We start from the raw sequence: 17,740 nt of genomic DNA on the forward strand, positions 1-17,740 counted from the left end.
ACTGAAACGCCAGGGCACCAGAACCGGGATGGATTTTGATGTTTTCCAGGAGTTACCCAATGGAGTTGAAGACCATGAAGATCAGCACTGCCAAATCCTCGTTCACCTCTCTGCGCGGACTGAAGCTGGCCGCGCTGGCCCTCGGTAGCAGCATGGTACTGGCCGGTTGCGCCGGGAACCCGCCCTCCGAGCAGTACGCGGTCACGCAATCTGCGGTCAACAGCGCAGTGAGCGCCGGCGGTACCGAATTCGCCGCGGTAGAAATGAAGTCGGCGCAGGACAAACTCAAGCAAGCCGAGATTGCCATGCACGACAAAAAGTACGACGAAGCCCGCCGCCTGGCTGAACAAGCCGAGTGGGATGCCCGAGTTGCCGAGCGCAAGGCCCAGGCTGCCAAGGCCGAGCAAGCACTCAAAGATTCGCAGAAAGGCGTTCAGGAACTGCGTCAGGAAGGTATGCGTAGCGTGCAGTAAGCCGCCGCCAATTCCCACGTACTCGTAATTGATTGAAAGGACGAACCATTATGCGCAAACAATTGATGATCCCAGCCCTGTTGGCCATGAGCGTAGCCCTGGCGGCCTGCTCCACCCCGCCCAACGCCAACCTGGAAAACGCCCGGACCAACTTCTCGGGCCTGCAAGCCAACCCGCAGGCCAGCAAGGTCGCGGCCCTGGAGACCAAGGACGCCGCCGACTGGATGGACAAGGCCGACAAGGCCTACCTGAACAAGGACGACGAGAAGAAGGTCGACCAACTGGCCTACCTGACCAACCAACGGGTTGAAGTGGCCAAGGAAACCATCGCCCTGCGCACCGCCGAAGCCAAGCTCAAGGACGCCGGCGACCAGCGCGCTCGCGCCATCCTCGATGCCCGTGACGCCCAGATCAAGCAACTGCAGGACAGCCTCAACGCCAAGCAGACCGATCGTGGCACCCAGGTGACCTTTGGCGACGTGCTGTTCGCCACCAACAAGTCCGACCTGAAATCCAACGGCCTGGTGAACATCAACAAGCTGGCGCAATTCCTCCAGCAGAATCCGGACCGCAAGGTGATTGTCGAAGGCTACACCGACAGCACCGGCAGCGATGCCTACAACCAGTCGCTGTCCGAGCGCCGTGCAGGCTCCGTGCAAATGGCCCTGATCCGTATGGGCGTCGATCCAGCGCGCATTGTCAGCCAGGGTTACGGCAAGGAATATCCGGTGGCCGATAACGGCAGCGTTTCCGGTCGAGCCATGAACCGCCGCGTGGAAGTGACCATCTCCAACGACAACCAGCCTGTGGCGCCACGTTCTGCTGTCAGCCGCAACTGATCCGGCGCCCGGCCTTATATAGGCAGGCAAAATAAAACGCCGCGGCCCTCTTCAGGCCTGCGGCGTTTTTTATCGTCTTCGTTGACCCACCAGTGCCTACAAGACGGCTATAGGCACTGGTGAGTCAGCAAAAAAACACAAGCCGATCACTGCTCCAGCTGTGGGGTTTCCTGGCCCATGCAGCGCACCGCCTGCTTCTTCTTGTTGACCAGCACCCCGGTCAGGCCTTTCTGCTGGGTGTCGAACAGCACCAGCACGCCATCGAAGCACTGGGCCACTTCGGTGGCCGGCTCCAGGGAGACCTTGTAGTCCTCGCCAGGCACGGTCTTGAGCATGGTGAAGTCGCTGAGCAGCAAGGCATCTTCCGGTTTGGCGAAATGCAGATAACCGTAGTACCACAGGCAAGCCACGGTACCGATGATGCTGCAGATCCCGGTGATGATCATTGGAATGGCGTTACGTTCTTCACTCATTGCGGACTCTCTGGAAGTTCAACTGCTGAATTCGGCGTCGCCGGATAATTGGGGATTTCCCCCAGGCGGCGCAACCCGTCGAAATGCTGCGGATCGTCGAGGTAGCGCAGCATCACGCGGCGCCAGGTCGGATCGGCAAAGGTTTGTACATGGCCGCCGCGAGTCAGCTGCAGGACCCTGGGCGGGGGCGCAGCTTGATACAGACGGATGCCATTGGAAAGAGGCACGATCGGATCGTCGAGGCTGTGGTAGAGCAATTTCGGCACCCCGGTCAGGCGCGGCATGAAGTGGATCGCGCTGTCGGCGTCCGGCACCAGCCACGACAAGGGCACCTGAAACGGCCAGGTCAGCCAGGAAGTACTCAGGGCGAAACGCCCGACATCGCGGTAGCTGGCCGGCACACCGTCGAGAACAATGGCCTTGAGCTGGCGCTGGCGCTCGGGATGCTCCACCAGATAGTGAATGGCCAGGGCACCGCCCAGGCTTTGCCCGAGCACGATCAGCGGCTTGCCTTGAACTTCGGGAGCCTGGTCCAGCCATTTGAAGGCGGCGTCGATGTCCTGATAGATCGCCGGCAGGCTCGGTGAGCCTTCCGACAAGCCATAACCGCGATAGTCCAGCAACAGCACCTGATAGCCCTGTTCCGGCAACCACCAACTGCCCCCCAGGTGCCAGGCCAGGTTGCCGCCGTTGCCATGCAAGTGCAGCACTGTGCCCTTGACCGTCACTCCCGGCTTGGCCGGCAGCCACCAGCCGCGCAACTTGAGGCCGTCGGCGGTGGTCAGGGTGACGTCGCGGTACTCAAGCTTGGCCCGCTCCGGGGTGAACGGCAGCCCGGGCTCGGGATAGAACAACAGCGAGCTGCAGCCGTTCAGAGACAGCAACAGTGCCAGCACCGCGAAGAAACGCATCAGCCACTGTTCTCTGTCTGTGAATACATCCATGTGCGCCCCCGGAAAATGTCAAAGGATGTTGGAGTAGTCCGCCTCGATCCGGTCCAGACTCAGGTGATTGAGGAAGTTGGAGAAACACATCCAGGCCGACAGGGCATTCATGTCGCGGAACTGGTCAGGCAGGTACTTGGGCGCGACCACCAGGCCTTCATCCACCAGTTGGCGCAAGGTACGCATGTCTTCCAGGGTGGTCTTGCCACAGAACAGCAAGGGGATCTGCTCCAGCTTGCCCTTGCGCACAGCCAGCTGAATATAGTTGTAAACCATGATGAAGCCCTTGAGGTAGGACAAGTCTTTGGTAAAGGGCAGCCCGGTGGGCACCGATCCGCGGAACACCCGGCTGGCGTTGCCGTAGCTCTCGGCCATCTCGAAACCCTGCTCGCGGAAGAACTCGAACACCTGCAGGAAATCCGCGCCCTCCTCCACCATGTGAATCGCCCGGGTACGGTTGGTGAGCTTGCGCAGGCGACTGGGATAGGACGCGAAGGTGATGATTTCCATGAGGATCGCCAGGCCTTCCTGGGTCACCGTGGACGAGGGTGGACCCTTGGCCAGGAAGGTGCAGATTGGCTGGTTGAGGCCGTTCAGGGTGGTGCCCACGTGCACCAAGCCTTCATGGACTTCCAGGGCCCGCACATCGCGATCATTGAACATCGCGTCGCTGCGGATCTTGATGTAGTCAGCGCCCGCCGCCGCGTCGGCGACGATGCCGTCGGACTCGAACACGCGGATGGTTTCCTCAGCCTCGCCGAACACTTTGTTCAGGCGACTCTGCAGCAGGCTCACTGCGTCCTTGGCGCTCAGGGTCTTGGGTTCGTCCTTGAGATCGCCACGGCCATCGATGTTGTTCAGGTAGTCGGACATCATCAACCCGAGGTCCGCCAGGGTCGGGTCGCCGGCGTGGAAGGCGTCGGAAGCGGCGCCGTAGAGTTCCTGGGAGATCAGGCCGAAGTCGCCGGTGCCCCGGGCTTCGAGCATGCGCACCACCATGCGGTATTCCTTGCACATGCGGCGCATGATCTGTCCCACCGGGTTGAACTGGCCCAGTTGGCGGGTGATATCACGCTCGATGTTCTGGAACTCCAGCTTCACCGCACCGGAATCAAACGACAACGGCCGCCCTTCGTAATAGGCGCGGTCCACCGCCGGCATTTCCTTGCCCTTGGCCTTGAGAAACCCCTTGCGCACACTCTCGTCCCACTTCACCGCATCCAGCACGCGGATCGGTGTCTGTGCCAGCACTATGCGATCGGACAAAGTGCGTATCGTCTGCTGGTAATCGTCCACCCGAAGCTCCTATTGAATGTTTCTGTAGCGTGGGGTCACTTGCCCGCACGCTTGAAGCGCGCCGCCTCGACGAACAGGTCGGAATTGGCGGGGTCGTCGAGATAGGCAAAGACCTCGGGTAGCGGGCTGCTGATCAGCACGCCATCGCCTTCGGCCGTGGTCATAGGTTCACCGCTCAGGTCCTTTTGACCCAGGGCCAGACGAATCTGTTCCAAGTCGAGGGTGTAGAGCACCAACTCGTGTTTTTCGGTCAGCTCGAACCCGGCAATGCTGTAGTGCCCGCCAAACGCCTGGGGCACGGCGGCCGACAGGTACCAGCGGTTACCATGCCGGGACACGGTGAAATCATAGGCATCACGTGGTCGCGCGGTCGCGCTGGGGGAGCTCAAGGCCCGGTAGCGGTTGTCGCCGATGCGGCTGAGCTCGATATTCAGCGGCTCACCCCAGGCGTTCTTGCTCGACCACTTGCCCAGCAATGCGGCAGGTGCGGCCTGCTCGGCCGGCAGCGGATCCTTGAAGGACACCAAGCAACCACTGAGCAGGAGAAACGACAGGGCAATCAGGACACGCCAGGCTTGCATGCAACTCTCCCATGAACACCAGAATCACTTTAGTCGCTGGCGCTGGCTGCGACAGGCCGATACGCCCAGGCCGTGGCCACGCCCGCCACAGCCAGCGATGGCCAAATCAGACCGAGGCCAGCACCAGATGCATGTAGCGGGTGAGGATACCGAGCATCTCTTCCTCCGCCAGCGGTTCGGTGCCGTTGAGCAGGCCCTGATATTCCATCCGGCCGATTATCGACGTCAACACTTTGGCATCCTGTTGCGGCTCCCGGGAGCCCAGGACCTGGAAGAACTGGCAGGTGCCATGCAGCAGGATCTGCTGGTGCGAACGCACCAACTGCGCCAGGCGCGGATTGAGCAGCGCCTCCTGGCGGAAGGCTTGCTCGGCCATCAGGTGCTCGCGACGGTTGTGCAACTGGCGCTGCACATAGTCGGCAGTCAGTCGCGCGATGTCGTCGGCCAGTTGCGAGCGGGAGGCCGCACTGCCGTCGCCATAAGCCACCATCTCGCGCAACAGCCCTTCGTTGCTGGCCCACAGCTTGCCCATGAACGCCGCACTGCGTTCGACGTACTGGGCGAAGGTATCGGTGAGCAGGTCATCGATATCCTTGAAGTAATAGGTGGTGGCCGACAACGGCACACCGGCTTCAGCGGCCACCGCACGATGGCGCACGGCCCGCACGCCATCGCGCACGACAATGCGCATGGCAGCATCGAGAATCTCTTGTCGACGCTGTTCACTGCCCTGTCGGCTGGCCTTGCGACCCTGGTACTGAACGCTTTCAGCCACCGCCGTGGCGATACCAGCTGCACCTTCTTGAGCCATTGCGCGGTTCACGACAAGTATTCCCTCTTGAAAAACACACAGAATTAGAAGCGGTACGTCAGTTCCAGCCAGACAATAAAAAGCCGCCTGTTGAAGGCGGCTTTTTATTCACAACACTTAGGCTTGCGGCCGCATGTGCGGGAACAGGATCACGTCGCGGATCGATGGCGAGTTGGTCAACAGCATCACCAGGCGATCGATACCGATGCCTTCGCCGGCCGTTGGCGGCATGCCGTACTCCAGGGCGCGGACGAAGTCGGCGTCGTAGTGCATGGCTTCGTCGTCGCCGGCGTCCTTGTCCGCCACCTGGGCCATGAAGCGCTCGGCCTGGTCTTCCGCATCATTGAGCTCGGAGTAGGCGTTGGCGATTTCGCGGCCACCGATGAACAGCTCGAAACGATCGGTGACGTTCGGGTTGTCGTCGTTGCGACGGGCCAGCGGCGAGACTTCGAACGGGTACTGGGTAATGAAGTGCGGCTGCTCCAGCTTGTGCTCCACCAGCTCCTCGAAAATCATCACCTGCAACTTGCCCAGGCCTTCGAAGCCCAGGACCTTGGCCCCGGCCTGCTTGGCGATGGCGCGAGCCTTGTCGATGTCGTTCAGGTCATCGGCGGTCAGCTCAGGGTTGTACTTGAGGATCGAGTCGAACACCGACAGACGGACAAACGGCTCGCCGAAGTGGAACACCTTGTCGCCGTACGGCACGTCGGTGCTGCCCAGCACCAGCTGCGCCAGCTCACGGAACAGCTCTTCGGTGAGGTCCATGTTGTCTTCGTAGTCGGCGTAGGCCTGGTAGAACTCCAACATGGTGAATTCAGGGTTGTGACGGGTCGAGACGCCTTCGTTGCGGAAGTTGCGGTTGATCTCGAAGACCTTTTCGAAGCCACCAACCACCAGGCGCTTGAGGTACAGCTCCGGGGCGATACGCAGGAACATTTCCATGTCCAGCGCATTGTGGTGAGTCTCAAACGGCTTGGCCGCAGCGCCGCCCGGGATGGTCTGCAGCATCGGCGTTTCCACTTCGAGGAAGTCGCGTTGCATCAGGAAGCTGCGGATGTGGGCGATGACCTGCGAGCGCACGCGGAACGTCTCACGGACTTCATCGTTGACGATCAGGTCAACGTAGCGCTGGCGATAGCGCTGCTCGGTGTCGGTCAGGCCGTGGTGCTTGTCCGGCAGCGGGCGCAGCGACTTGGTCAGCAGGCGCACGTGGGTCATTTCGACGTACAGGTCGCCCTTGCCGGAACGGGCCAGGGTACCTTCGGCGGCGATGATGTCGCCCAGGTCCCAGGTTTTCACCGCGGCCAGGGTTTCTTCCGGCAGGGTCTTGCGATTGACGTAGACCTGGATACGACCGGTCATGTCCTGGATCACCATGAACGAGCCACGGTTGAGCATGATGCGACCTGCCACCTTGACCGGGATTGCCGCTGCTTCCAGTTCTTCCTTGGTCTTGTCGGCGTACTGCTTCTGCAGGTCATTGCAGTAGCTGTCGCGGCGGAAGTCGTTGGGGAAGGCCTGGCCCTTGGCGCGCTCGGCAGCAAGCTTTTCCTTGCGCAGGGCGATCAGGGTGTTTTCTTCCTGTTGCAGGGCTTGCGGGTCGAGTTGTTGGTCGCTCATGTCTTTTGAAATTCCATCACAGGTTCATTGCCCCCAGGCCTTCGGCCTGGAGATCGCCGGCAAGCCGGCTCCTACGGGATCGCACCGTGTCAGCCGATCCCGTATTGCAGTATTACAAGCCCGATTTCAGGCTGGCTTCCAGGTATTCGTCGATGTCGCCGTCGAGCACCTTGTCGCAGTCGCTGCGTTCGATGTTGGTGCGCAGATCCTTGATCCGCGACGCATCGAGCACGTAAGAGCGGATCTGATGACCCCAGCCGATATCTGACTTGGTGTCTTCCAGGGCCTGGGAAGCCGCGTTGCGCTTCTGCATCTCCTGCTCGTACAACTTGGCCCGCAGCATTTTCATGGCGGTGTCCTTGTTGGCGTGCTGGGAACGTTCGTTCTGGCAGCTGACCACGGTGTTGGTCGGTACGTGGGTAATACGCACGGCCGAGTCAGTGGTGTTTACGTGCTGACCACCGGCACCGGAGGAACGATAGGTATCGATCCGCAGATCGGCCGGGTTGATTTCGATTTCCACCTTGTCGTCGATCTCTGGCGAGACGAACACCGCAGAGAACGAGGTGTGGCGACGGTTGCCGGAGTCGAACGGGCTCTTGCGCACCAGGCGGTGTACGCCGATCTCGGTGCGCAGCCAGCCAAAGGCGTATTCGCCCTTGATGTGCACGGTCGCACCTTTGATCCCGGCGACTTCACCGGCCGACAGCTCCATGATGGTCGCTTCGAAACCGCGTTTGTCGGCCCAGCGCAGGTACATGCGCAGCAGGATGTTGGCCCAGTCCTGGGCTTCGGTGCCGCCGGAACCGGCCTGGATATCCAGGTAGGCGTTGTTCGGGTCCATTTCGTGGCTGAACATGCGGCGGAATTCTAGCTTGGCGAGGTTTTCCTCGAGACGGGCCAGTTCGGCGACGACATCGCCCACTGCGCCTTCGTCGTTTTCTTCGACGGCCATGTCCAGCAGATCGCGGCAATCGGCCAGACCACCGTTCAGTTCGTCCAGGGTCTCGACGATCTGCGCCAGTGCTGCGCGCTCGCGGCCCAGTTCCTGGGCGTATTCAGGTTTGTTCCAGACAGCAGGATCTTCAAGCTCGCGGTTGACCTCGGTCAGACGCTCATGCTTTTGATCGTAGTCAAAGATACCCCCGAATAGTTTCGGAGCGCTCGGACAGGTCCTTGATGGTGTTCAGGATCGGGTTGATTTCCATGGGGGGCGGCACTCGTTGGCGAACTTTTGAAAGCCGGAGATTATAACGGAATCACCGATTCACGGCAGCCCGCTTAGCGGCTTTAGAGGCCAATCGGCCATCTAATTTCAACGACAGGCCCCAGGAAATCCCGGTGCCCCCTAAAATTTATTGCCCCCAGTTACCTGCCTGCCCTGCTGCGCAAGCCCGCCCCCTTCGATACCCGAAGGTTGCGATGGGCACTCACGGCGCCCTGGAGGCCGGCCAGCGCTATACAATCCCCCGCTAAACGACACGCAAACAGCAGGCTCATGGGACGCACACTCAACAACGCCGAGATCGAAGGCATCCAGCGCAGGGAGCGCCGAAACCAGAAAGGCGTCCAGGCGTTTTTCGCCGCGCTCTTCAGCGCGCTGGCCTGTATACCGTTGATGGGAATCTGGCTGCTGGTCTCACCGGCGCTGGCCTGCGCCCTGGTCGTGCCTTGGCTGATCTTTTTGTGGTGGTGGATCTACTACCGCACAAGAATGCTGGTGGATGAAATCGATGAGCAAACCCAATGGCTGCAGGCCAGGTTCAGTTGTCGCTGGGTCCACGTCCACAAGGGTGGCTACATGGACTACAGCTTTGGCGACTACCCGATCGCCCCCGGCAACCTGCTGAACAACTGGTTCATCGACAACACACTCGACACCTGCACCACCTACCGCATCGAAGCGGTAAAGCTCAGGTGCCGACACACCGCGAGCCACAGCTACTACCTGTTCCGAGACACCCTGGTGGAGGTCCCACCAGATCAGGCGCCGGCCACGGAAATGGCTGACGCCTAGAGCGCAGGCCGAAACCGCCTACTCGATCCCGACCTGATTGCGGCCATTGTTCTTCGCCAGGTACAGCCCCTTGTCCGCTGCCGAAATCAACTGCCGGCAATGGCTGTTGGGCTGCGGCGTGATGGTGGAAAGACCGATGCTGATGGTCAGACTGGCGCCCTCCACCGGTGCGATATGGGGGATTTTCAGGGCCTCCACGGTCTGGCGCAGCTTCTCCGCCACCAGTCGCGCCCCGCCCGGCGAGGTGTTGGGCAACACCAACACGAACTCTTCGCCACCGTAGCGCGCCGGTAGGTCGGATGGCCGGCTGCTGGCGTCACGAATCGCCGCCGCCACCTTGCGCAGGGCTTCATCACCCTCCAGATGGCCGAAGGTATCGTTGTAGGTCTTGAAGTAGTCGACGTCGATCATCAGCAACGACAGCTGGCTCTGTTCGCGCATTGCCCGACGCCATTCCAGCTCCAGGTATTCATCGAAGTGCCGGCGGTTGGACAGCCCGGTCAGGCCATCGGAGTTCATCAGCCGTTGCAGCACCAGATTGGTGTCCAGCAACTGTTGCTGGCTAACCCGCAGTGCGCGATAGGCCGCATCGCGCTGCAACAGGGTCATGTAAGAGCGCGAGTGATAGCGGATACGCGCCACCAGCTCGATGTTGTCCGGCAGCTTGACCAGATAGTCATTGGCCCCGGCGGCAAAGGCCGCGCTCTTGATCAGCGGGTCTTCCTTGGTCGACAGGACAATGATCGGGATGTTCTGGGTCGCCGGGTGATTGCGGTACTCACGCACCAGCGTCAGGCCGTCCAGGCCCGGCATCACCAGATCCTGGAGAATCACCGTGGGTTTGATCCGGATCGCCTGGGCAATGGCCTGGTGAGGATCGGCGCAGAAATGGAAGTCGATGTTTTCTTCATTCGCCAACCCACGCCGAACCGCCTCGCCGATCATGGCCTGGTCATCCACCAGCAACACCATTGCGGCGTTTTCATCGGTCTTGAATTCGTCGAGCTGTAAATCATTCATGGGTTGTCACCTGAGTTGCTACCTGGCCAGGACAGCTGCGTTTATCAGTCATTTGGCAAATATCTCCAGCAAACGTGGAGCGATCTTGTCCAGTGGGCGAATCTCTGTGGCGGCGCCGATGGCAGCCGCCGCCTTGGGCATGCCATACACCGCACTGCTGTGCTGATCCTGAGCGATGGTCAGATAACCCTGATCACGCATCAGCTTCAAGCCCTGGGCACCATCACGGCCCATCCCGGTCAACAGCACGCCCACCGCATCACCATTCCAATAGCTGGCGACACTCTCGAAAAACACATCGATGGAGGGCCGGTAGATCTCGTTCACCGGCTCGGCGGTGTAGGCCAGGGTGCCGTTCTTCAACAAGCGAATGTGGTGGTTGGTGCCCGCCAGCAATACCGTGCCGCTTTGTGGCGGTTCGCCTTCCCGGGCCAGGCGCACCTGCAGGCCGGAGGCACTGCTGAGCCATTCGGCCATGCCCGCGGCAAACACCTGATCGACATGCTGGACCAGCACGATGGCGGCGGGAAAGTTCTTTGGCAAGCCCTTGAGCAGCACTTCCAGTGCGGCCGGGCCGCCTGCCGAGGAGCCAATGGCCACCAGACTCTGACGTGGCGCGCCACTGCGCAGGGGCACCGGGGCAGTACGCACCCGACTGCCGCGCTGGCCGATCAGCCAGCCGATATTGAGGATCTTGCGCAACAGTGGCGCCGCCGCTTCCTGGGCATTGCCGGCGCCCAGAGCCGGGGTGTCGACCACGTCCAGGGCACCGTGCCCCATGGCCTCGAACACCCGGTGCACATTCTGCTGGCGGTCGACGGTAACGATGACGATCGCGCACGGCGACTCGGCCATGATCCGCCGCGTGGCCTCGACGCCGTCCATTACCGGCATGATCAGGTCCATGAGAATCAGGTCCGGAGTCAGTTCAGCGCAGCACTTCACCGCTTCGGCACCATTGGTCGCGACCCAAACCACCTCATGGCTGGGCTCAAAGGCCAGCGCCCGGCGCAAGGCCTCCACGGCCATGGGCATATCGTTGACGATCGCTATCTTCATGCCCGCGCTCCTCCAATCAACTCCACCACCGCATCCAGCAGGGCGTCGTCATGGAAACTGGCTTTGGCTAGATAGTAGTCGGCGCCGGCATCCAGTCCACGACGCCGGTCTTCCTCACGATCCTTGTAGGACACCACCATCACCGGCAGGGACTGCAGGCGGCTGTCGCGACGCAAGAGTGTGACCAATTCAATTCCATCCATTCGCGGCATATCGATGTCAGTGATCAGTAGGTCGAAGCTTTCCGAACGCAGGGCATTCCAACCGTCCATGCCATCCACAGCCACAGCCACGTCGTACCCGCGGTTGATCAGCAGTTTGCGTTGCAGTTCACGTACCGTCAGCGAGTCGTCGACCACCAGAATACGCTTACGGACCACCTGTGCGTGCTGTTGCTGATGCCGCGAGATACGCTCGAGACGACCAGTATTGAGCAGTTTATCCACTGAACGCAGCATGTCCTCGACATCGACGATCAGCGCCACCCGGCCGTCATCGAGCAAGGCCCCGGCGGAGATATCCTGGATCTTGCCAAGGCGGTCATCCAGGGGCAGCACCACCAGGGTGCGCTCGCCAATAAAACGCTCCACAGCGATCCCATACACCGCATCACGCTCGCGAATCACCACCACTTTCAGGGTCGGTGCGCTGTTCTGGGTCGCCGGTCGCTGCAACAGCTGGCTGGCCGCTACCAGGCCGACATGCCGGCCTTCATGCCAGAAGTGCTGGCGCCCCTCCACCTGGACAATGGCCTCGGGCTCCAGGTCGCACATGCGTTCGATATGAGCCAGCGGGAAGGCGTAGGCCTCATCACCCACCTCGACCACCAGGCTGCGCACCACGGACAGGGTCAGCGGCACTTCCAGGTGGAAGCGACTGCCCTGGCTGGTGGCTTGTTCCAACACCACCGCCCCCCGCAACTGGCGCACCATGTGCTGCACCGCATCCAGGCCGACGCCACGGCCGGACACCTCGGTGACCTTGTCCCGCAGGCTGAAACCCGGCAGGAAGAGGAAGGTCAGCAATTCTTCTTCACTGAGCTGCGCGGCAGTCTGGGCCGGCGACAGCTGACGTTCGACAATACTCTGGCGCAAGCGCTGCAGATCCACCCCACTACCGTCATCACTGAGTTCCAGGACCAGCAGGCCGGCTTGATGGGATGCACGCAGGCGAATCACGCCTTCCGCCGGCTTGCCCGCCAGCAAGCGCTGTTCGGGCAGCTCGATGCCATGGTCGACGGCATTGCGCAGCAAGTGAGTCAGTGGCGCCTCGAGTTTCTCCAGTACGTCGCGGTCGACCTGGGTCTTTTCACCTTCGATTTCCAGGCGTACCTGCTTGCCCAGGCTGCGCCCCAGGTCGCGGACCATGCGCGCCTGACCGCTGAGCACATCGGCGAAGGGCCGCATGCGACAGGCCAGGGCCGTGTCATAAAGCACCTGGGCGCGCTGGCTGGCCTGCCAGCCGAACTCATCGAGCTCGGCGGTTTTCTCCGCCAGCAGTTGCTGGGATTCGGCCAACAAGCGCCGCGCATCCTCCAGGGCTTCCTGGGCTTCCAGGCTCAGGGCGTGTTCCTTGAGATGCAGGTTGAGGTTTTCCAGGGCCGCCAGGCTATTGCTCTGAATCCGCTTGAGACGCTGCATAGTGGCCAGGTAAGGCTTGAGTCGCTGGGTTTCCACCAGGGACTTGCTCGACAGGTCGAGCAGGCTGTTGAGGCGTTCGGCAGTCACTCGCAACACCCGCTCGCCGCCTTCGGTCAGGCGTTTGCCTGGGCGCATCGTACTCACCGCCGGCTCGTGGTAAGGCTCGCTCGGCAATGCCAAGGACTCAGCCTCACCCTGCTGCGGCACTGACACCTCGAGCTCCGGAACATCTGCCGCAAACGCTGGGGATGGTCGGCTCGTCGCCACCGGCCCTTGAGTCAGCAGGTGCTCCATCAACGCCACATACACTGGGATATCCGGGGCCACGAGCTCAGCACCGCCTGGGGTGGCGATGCGCATCAGCAGGTCGGTGCCCTGTAACAAAGCGTCGATGTGCTCGGGCTGCAGGTACAGGCGCCCTTCCTGGGCACTGACCAGGCAATCTTCCATCACATGGGCAACGCTGACCCCGGCGTCGACCCCGACAATCCGCGCCGCGCCCTTGAGCGAGTGAGCGGCACGCATGCAGGCTTCCAACTGGTCGGCCTGGGTCGGATTCCGCTCCAGGGCCAGCAAGCCGGCGCTGAGCACCTGGGTCTGGGCCTCGGCTTCCAGGCTGAACAGTTCCAGCAACGAGGCATCGCGCATTTGATCAGGGGTCATGTCAGGCTCCGGGTCACGGCCGAGAGCAGTTGCTCTTCATCCAGCAAACGCAGGCTGCGTCCCTGCCATTGCAACACGCCACGGGTGTACTTGGCATTGGCCTGTTCGCCAGAGGCCGAAGCGCCGTTGAGAATCCGCTCGTCGATGGCATGGATGCCGTGCACTTCATCCACCGGCACCACCACCGGACCGCCTTCGGCGCCGATGATCAGCATCCGCGGCATGATCCGTCCTGCGGCAACGACGACCGGAGTGCCATCGAGCCCCAGCAATTCGGCCAATGACAGGCAGGCCACCAGCGCTCCACGCACATTGGCCACCCCCATCAACGCCCGCGAGCGCTGATGAGGCAAGGAGTGAATCGCCTGCAGCGGCGCCACTTCCAGCAGACAGCGGGTCGCCAGGCCCAGCCATTCCTCACCGAGACGAAACATCAGCAGCGAGCGGGTGACCACATCGCTGTCGGTCTCCAGCACCGCCCGGTGTTCGCGGTCTTCCTGACGCAACGAATAACGATCCAGCAAACGTGTGGCGGCGGCGGAATACACGGCGCAGTTGCGGCAATGGATGTGCTCGATGAGCAACGGGCAGGACTTGTCGCCGTGAACGCCGATGCGGTTCCAGCAATCATCGATGGCCTGCGCATCGTCATGGGTCAGGTCCAATGAGTAGGGATGGCTCATCGTTTCAACTCACTGTCGGCAGTGCGCATGCTGCGAGCAGCGCGTTCCTGCAATCGTTGGGCACCGGCGACATCGCCCTGGGACGCCAGTAACGCCGCCAGGTGTGCCAGGGCTTCAGGGTGTTGCGGCGCCAGATACAGGGCCTTGCGGTAGAAACCCTGGGCCTCCAGGGCGTTGCCGGCGACATCACTGAGCAGCCCCAGCCAATAGAACACCTGGGCCACCGGTTCATGCTGTTGCAGATAACGCTCACACGCCGCACGGGCCTCGGCACTCTTGCCCTCATTGGCCAGGGCGGCGATGTTCGCCAGCAGGCTCGCTGCGTCGGTCACCGGTGCCATGCCATCGGCCATCGGGGCCGGGGCCACGCGGCTAGCAAAGGGACGCGGGCGCGGTGTCTGGGGCAGCACATTGCGCGACGGTATCGGCAAGGGCAACGGTTGCGGCAAGGCCAGCGGCAGCGGTGCAGGCTCGGGTTCGGTGTGCCGACTGAATGCAAAGGACTGGGGGATACCAATGGAGCGCATGCCCAGGCGCCCCAGCAGACTGCCTTCGGCAGGGCCAATAAACAGCACCCCTTCTTCATGGGTCAGGCGCTTGAGGACTTCGAACACCTGGTGCTGGGTTGGCTGGTCGAAATAGATCAGCAGGTTGCGACAGAAGACAAAGTCAAAAGGCGGTTCAGCCGCCAGCAAACTCGGATCCAGAACATTGCCCGCCTGCAATCGCACCTGTTCGCGAACCCGTTCGCTCAAAGAATAACGATCACCCTCGGCGCTGAAGTGACGCTCGCGAAACTCCGTTTGCTGGCCGCGAAAGGAGTTCTTGCCATAGGTCGCGCCCTTGGCCCGTTCCACTGACAACGGGCTGACGTCCAGGCCATCAACCTTGAACTGGTGAGGTGCCAGGCCGCCATCGAGCAGGGCCATGGCAATCGAATAGGGCTCTTCGCCGGTGGAACACGGCAGGCTCAACAGGCGCAAGGCCCGCATGCCCTTGATCTGCGCCAGGCGAGCCTTGGCCAGCTTGACCAGGGTGGCGAAGGATTCCGGGTAACGGAAGAACCAGGTTTCCGGGACGATCACCGCCTCGATCAGCGCCTGCTGCTCATCTCGCGAGCCTTGCAGCTTCTGCCAGTACTCGTCGCTGTTGTGGGCGTACAAGGCGTTGCAGCGCTGGCGCACCGCGCGTTCGATGATCGCCGGCCCTACGGAGGCGACATCCAGGCCGATACGCTCCTTGAGAAAATCGAAAAATCGTTGCTCATCGCTCATCGAGGCTCCTCAAGCGACGCCGGGTCCAGGGGCACGGCAGGAAACAGCAGATCACGCACTGCCGGGAGCAATAGATCATCGACCCGCACCCACTGCAGCAACCCCTGGGCATCTTCACGCACTGGCCCCAGGTACGGCGCCTGGCGGTTGTCCAGGCCGTAAGGCTGGAACTGTGCCGGGTCGCAACGCAGGGTGTCGTTGGCCTGTTCCAGCAACAGTCCCAGAACCCGAGGCGGCTGCTCGACGTCGCCTCGGTAGTGCACCAGCACCAGTCGAGTACTGGTGCGCAGTTGCGCCGGGCGGCCGAACGTCAACTCGCACAGGTCGATGACCGGCACCACCACACCGCGATAGGCAAAGACTCCCGCTACCCAGGACGGCGCCTGGGCGATGGGCTTGAGCTGCAGGCGCGGCAGCACCTCCACCACATCGACGGCCTGCAACGCATAACGCTCCTGGCCGATGCAGAACACCAGGAACAAGGCACTCTTCGCCCCGACGGAACTGCGCTTGTGCGCGAGCTCATCCATCAGACTTTGAAACGCGAAACGCCACTGCGCAGGCCCACGGCGACCTGGCTCAGCTCATCGATGGCAAAGCTGGCCTGACGCAGGGACTCGACGGTCTGGCTGCTGGCATCCCCCAGTTGCACCAGGGCGTGGTTGATCTGCTCGGCGCCGGTGGCCTGGGCCTGCATGCCTTCATTGACCATCAGCACCCGCGGCGCCAAGGCCTGGACCTGATGGATGATCTGCGACAGTTGCTCGCCCACTTGCTGCACTTCGGCCATGCCGCGGCGCACTTCCTCGGAGAACTTGTCCATGCCCATTACCCCTGCCGACACCGCCGACTGGATCTCGCGGACCATCTGCTCGATGTCGTAGGTAGCGACCGCGGTCTGGTCCGCCAGACGCCGTACTTCGGTGGCGACCACAGCAAAGCCGCGGCCGTACTCTCCGGCCTTTTCCGCTTCGATGGCAGCGTTCAGCGACAGCAGGTTGGTCTGGTCGGCGACCTTGACGATGGTCACCACCACCTGATTGATGTTGCCAGCCTTCTCGTTGAGGATCGCCAGCTTGGCATTCACCAGGTCAGCCGCGCCCATCACCGAGTGCATGGTGTCTTCCATGCGCGCCAGGCCTTGCTGGCCGGAGCCGGCAAGTACCGAGGCCTGGTCAGCGGCGCTGGACACCTCGGTCATGGTGCGCACCAGGTCGCGCGAGGTGGCCGCGATTTCCCGCGAGGTAGCGCCGATTTCCGTGGTGGTGGCGGCGGTTTCAGTGGCAGTAGCCTGTTGCTGCTTGGAGGTGGCGGCAATCTCGGTCACCGAGGTGGTGACTTGCACAGAGGAACGCTGGGCCTGGGACACCAGGGCAGTGAGCTCGGTCATCATGTCGTTGAAGCCGGTTTCCACCGCGCCGAACTCGTCCTTGCGCTCCAGATTCAAACGGCCGCTCAAGTCACCGGTACGCATGACTTCGAGAATATTCACAATGCGGTTCATCGGCGCCATGATCGCCCGCATCAGCAGCAGGCCACAGAGGCCGGCAGCGAGGGTCGCCAGCAGCAACGACACGCCCATGCTGACTTTGGCCGCCGCCACGGCATCGTCAATGGCGGTGGTGGCGGAGTCGGCCACAGATTTGTTCTCGGTGATGATGTCGTTGAGTTTCATCCGACCCGCGGTCCAGGCCGGAGTCAGCTGTTCATTGAACAGGCGGATCGCCTCGGCTTCCTGCTTGCGCTGATGCAGGTCGAGCACCGCAGCCTGGATCCGATTGAACTCCTGGTGGGCTTTTTCAAAGGCGTCGAACTCAGTCTGGTCTTCGCGGCTGTTGATGGTCTGCCTGTAGTTGCCCATCTGGGTTTCCAGGCGCTGCTCAAAGGCCTTGAAATCCGCCCGGTCCTCGGCGCTGATGGCCTGGTCCTGCTTGAGGCCGATGATCTCCTGGGTCTGGATATAACTGTCGACCCAAGCGCTGCGGATCATCGAGCTGAAATAGACGCCGGGCACCGCATCGGTGCGCACTCGCTCCTCGCCGGCCTCGATCTTCAACAGCCGCGAGTACGAGACGACGACCATCAACAGCATGATGGCGATAATCACCGCAAAGCTCGCCAAAATGCGTTGGCGCAACGTCCAGTTCTTCACAGTCAGTCCTCGAGGCCATTCAAAAATGGGAGGAGTATAGCCGAGGACGATGCCGGTTTTATGGGTGGTTTAACGACACAGGTGGCACTTTCGATAAATTTGTGCACCCGCTCTGGATCGCGTGTGAGCGGGAGTTTCACGACCTCCACAGAGGGTATTTCGGCAAATCCACCCGGTAGAACCGCCATCCTTGGC

17 protein-coding genes are annotated in these 17,740 nt (G+C 61.8%); 3 read left to right on the forward strand and 14 right to left on the reverse strand.

The features are described from left to right. Window positions 1-59 precede the first annotated feature (59 nt). Together GV819_RS21145 and GV819_RS21150 are read left to right on the forward strand one after the other, a co-directional pair. Window positions 60-473 (forward strand): DUF4398 domain-containing protein, encoded by a 414-nt coding sequence (locus tag GV819_RS21145; RefSeq protein WP_016967758.1) that lies wholly within the window; start codon window positions 60-62, stop codon window positions 471-473. 50 nt (window positions 474-523) lie between these two features. Beyond that, window positions 524-1,312 (forward strand): OmpA family protein, encoded by a 789-nt coding sequence (locus GV819_RS21150; RefSeq protein ID WP_161757992.1) that lies wholly within the window; start codon window positions 524-526, stop codon window positions 1,310-1,312. A gap of 146 nt (window positions 1,313-1,458) precedes the next feature. Here the strand turns inward: GV819_RS21150 and GV819_RS21155 are convergent, their stop codons facing one another. From GV819_RS21155 to prfB, 7 genes are all read right to left on the reverse strand, one after another. Further along, window positions 1,459-1,785 carry a hypothetical protein gene (locus tag GV819_RS21155; protein ID WP_161757993.1) on the reverse strand — a complete coding sequence of 109 codons (327 nt, stop codon included), beginning with the start codon at window positions 1,783-1,785 and terminating at the stop codon, window positions 1,459-1,461. Continuing rightward, window positions 1,782-2,696: an alpha/beta hydrolase gene (locus GV819_RS21160; RefSeq protein WP_161758074.1), complete on the reverse strand. Its 915-nt coding sequence runs from the start codon at window positions 2,694-2,696 to the stop codon at window positions 1,782-1,784. The genes GV819_RS21155 and GV819_RS21160 overlap by 4 nt, the downstream gene beginning before the upstream one ends. Before the next feature lie 51 nt (window positions 2,697-2,747). Next, a complete protein-coding gene (locus GV819_RS21165; RefSeq protein WP_161757994.1) occupies window positions 2,748-4,025 on the reverse strand; it encodes a flavohemoglobin expression-modulating QEGLA motif protein in 1,278 nt (425 codons plus the stop codon). A 35-nt stretch (window positions 4,026-4,060) separates the two neighbouring features. Then, entirely contained in the window at window positions 4,061-4,606 is a 546-nt protein-coding gene (locus GV819_RS21170; protein WP_161757995.1) for a hypothetical protein, read from the reverse strand. Between the two features lie 106 nt (window positions 4,607-4,712). Then, the gene (locus GV819_RS21175; protein WP_161757996.1) at window positions 4,713-5,429 is read right to left on the reverse strand and encodes a TetR/AcrR family transcriptional regulator; all 717 of its coding nucleotides are present in this window, start codon (window positions 5,427-5,429) and stop codon (window positions 4,713-4,715) included. Between the two features lie 105 nt (window positions 5,430-5,534). Continuing rightward, window positions 5,535-7,037, reverse strand: a complete 1,503-nt coding sequence (gene lysS, locus GV819_RS21180) for a lysine--tRNA ligase (protein ID WP_161757997.1) — start codon at window positions 7,035-7,037, stop codon at window positions 5,535-5,537. 112 nt (window positions 7,038-7,149) lie between these two features. Next, window positions 7,150-8,245 (reverse strand): peptide chain release factor 2 gene (gene prfB, locus GV819_RS21185; RefSeq protein ID WP_161757998.1). Its coding sequence is split into 2 segments (ribosomal slippage): window positions 7,150-8,172 and window positions 8,174-8,245, totalling 1,095 coding nucleotides; the frame shifts between segments, so codons are not numbered across the junction. Between the two features lie 290 nt (window positions 8,246-8,535). On the opposite strand from prfB, the gene GV819_RS21190 reads away from it, so the two are divergent. After that, window positions 8,536-9,054 (forward strand): hypothetical protein, encoded by a 519-nt coding sequence (locus tag GV819_RS21190; protein WP_161757999.1) that lies wholly within the window; start codon window positions 8,536-8,538, stop codon window positions 9,052-9,054. Window positions 9,055-9,072: 18 nt separating this feature from the next. Here GV819_RS21190 and GV819_RS21195 read toward each other — a convergent pair whose 3' ends face one another. Genes GV819_RS21195 through GV819_RS21225 form a run of 7 tightly spaced genes read right to left on the reverse strand, consistent with a single transcriptional unit; the run spans window position 9,073 to window position 17,545 of the window. Then, on the reverse strand, window positions 9,073-10,074 hold the full coding sequence (locus GV819_RS21195) for a response regulator (RefSeq protein ID WP_161758000.1): 1,002 nt from the start codon (window positions 10,072-10,074) through the stop codon (window positions 9,073-9,075). A 48-nt stretch (window positions 10,075-10,122) separates the two neighbouring features. Then, on the reverse strand, window positions 10,123-11,133 hold the full coding sequence (locus GV819_RS21200; RefSeq protein ID WP_161758001.1) for a chemotaxis response regulator protein-glutamate methylesterase: 1,011 nt from the start codon (window positions 11,131-11,133) through the stop codon (window positions 10,123-10,125). After that, a complete protein-coding gene (locus GV819_RS21205; RefSeq protein WP_161758002.1) occupies window positions 11,130-13,436 on the reverse strand; it encodes a hybrid sensor histidine kinase/response regulator in 2,307 nt (768 codons plus the stop codon). The genes GV819_RS21200 and GV819_RS21205 overlap by 4 nt, the downstream gene beginning before the upstream one ends. Next, window positions 13,433-14,119 (reverse strand): chemotaxis protein CheW, encoded by a 687-nt coding sequence (locus GV819_RS21210; protein WP_161758003.1) that lies wholly within the window; start codon window positions 14,117-14,119, stop codon window positions 13,433-13,435. The genes GV819_RS21205 and GV819_RS21210 overlap by 4 nt, the downstream gene beginning before the upstream one ends. Next, window positions 14,116-15,393, reverse strand: coding sequence for a CheR family methyltransferase (locus GV819_RS21215; RefSeq protein WP_161758004.1), 1,278 nt, complete (start codon window positions 15,391-15,393; stop codon window positions 14,116-14,118). The genes GV819_RS21210 and GV819_RS21215 overlap by 4 nt, the downstream gene beginning before the upstream one ends. Then, window positions 15,390-15,923, reverse strand: a complete 534-nt coding sequence (locus GV819_RS21220; protein ID WP_161758005.1) for a chemotaxis protein CheW — start codon at window positions 15,921-15,923, stop codon at window positions 15,390-15,392. Before GV819_RS21220 ends, GV819_RS21215 begins: the two co-directional genes overlap by 4 nt. Beyond that, window positions 15,923-17,545 (reverse strand): methyl-accepting chemotaxis protein, encoded by a 1,623-nt coding sequence (locus GV819_RS21225; RefSeq protein ID WP_161758006.1) that lies wholly within the window; start codon window positions 17,543-17,545, stop codon window positions 15,923-15,925. Before GV819_RS21225 ends, GV819_RS21220 begins: the two co-directional genes overlap by 1 nt. Between the last annotated feature and the right edge of the window lie 195 nt (window positions 17,546-17,740).

Source organism: Pseudomonas sp. Fl5BN2 (assembly GCF_009908205.1).
GTDB lineage: Bacteria > Pseudomonadota > Gammaproteobacteria > Pseudomonadales > Pseudomonadaceae > Aquipseudomonas.

Excerpts from the sequence above, each read along its gene's own strand:
- GV819_RS21145 (WP_016967758.1), top strand. The coding sequence starts at position 60 with ATGGAGTTGAAGACCATGAAGATCAGCACTGCCAAATCCTCGTTCACC.
- GV819_RS21150 (WP_161757992.1), top strand. The coding sequence starts at position 524 with ATGCGCAAACAATTGATGATCCCAGCCCTGTTGGCCATGAGCGTAGCC.
- GV819_RS21155 (WP_161757993.1), bottom strand. The coding sequence starts at position 1,785 with ATGAGTGAAGAACGTAACGCCATTCCAATGATCATCACCGGGATCTGC.
- GV819_RS21160 (WP_161758074.1), bottom strand. The coding sequence starts at position 2,696 with ATGCGTTTCTTCGCGGTGCTGGCACTGTTGCTGTCTCTGAACGGCTGC.
- GV819_RS21170 (WP_161757995.1), bottom strand. The coding sequence starts at position 4,606 with ATGCAAGCCTGGCGTGTCCTGATTGCCCTGTCGTTTCTCCTGCTCAGT.
- lysS (WP_161757997.1), bottom strand. The coding sequence starts at position 7,037 with ATGAGCGACCAACAACTCGACCCGCAAGCCCTGCAACAGGAAGAAAAC.
- GV819_RS21190 (WP_161757999.1), top strand. The coding sequence starts at position 8,536 with ATGGGACGCACACTCAACAACGCCGAGATCGAAGGCATCCAGCGCAGG.
- GV819_RS21195 (WP_161758000.1), bottom strand. The coding sequence starts at position 10,074 with ATGAATGATTTACAGCTCGACGAATTCAAGACCGATGAAAACGCCGCA.
- GV819_RS21200 (WP_161758001.1), bottom strand. The coding sequence starts at position 11,133 with ATGAAGATAGCGATCGTCAACGATATGCCCATGGCCGTGGAGGCCTTG.
- GV819_RS21205 (WP_161758002.1), bottom strand. The coding sequence starts at position 13,436 with ATGACCCCTGATCAAATGCGCGATGCCTCGTTGCTGGAACTGTTCAGC.
- GV819_RS21210 (WP_161758003.1), bottom strand. The coding sequence starts at position 14,119 with ATGAGCCATCCCTACTCATTGGACCTGACCCATGACGATGCGCAGGCC.
- GV819_RS21215 (WP_161758004.1), bottom strand. The coding sequence starts at position 15,393 with ATGAGCGATGAGCAACGATTTTTCGATTTTCTCAAGGAGCGTATCGGC.
- GV819_RS21220 (WP_161758005.1), bottom strand. The coding sequence starts at position 15,923 with ATGGATGAGCTCGCGCACAAGCGCAGTTCCGTCGGGGCGAAGAGTGCC.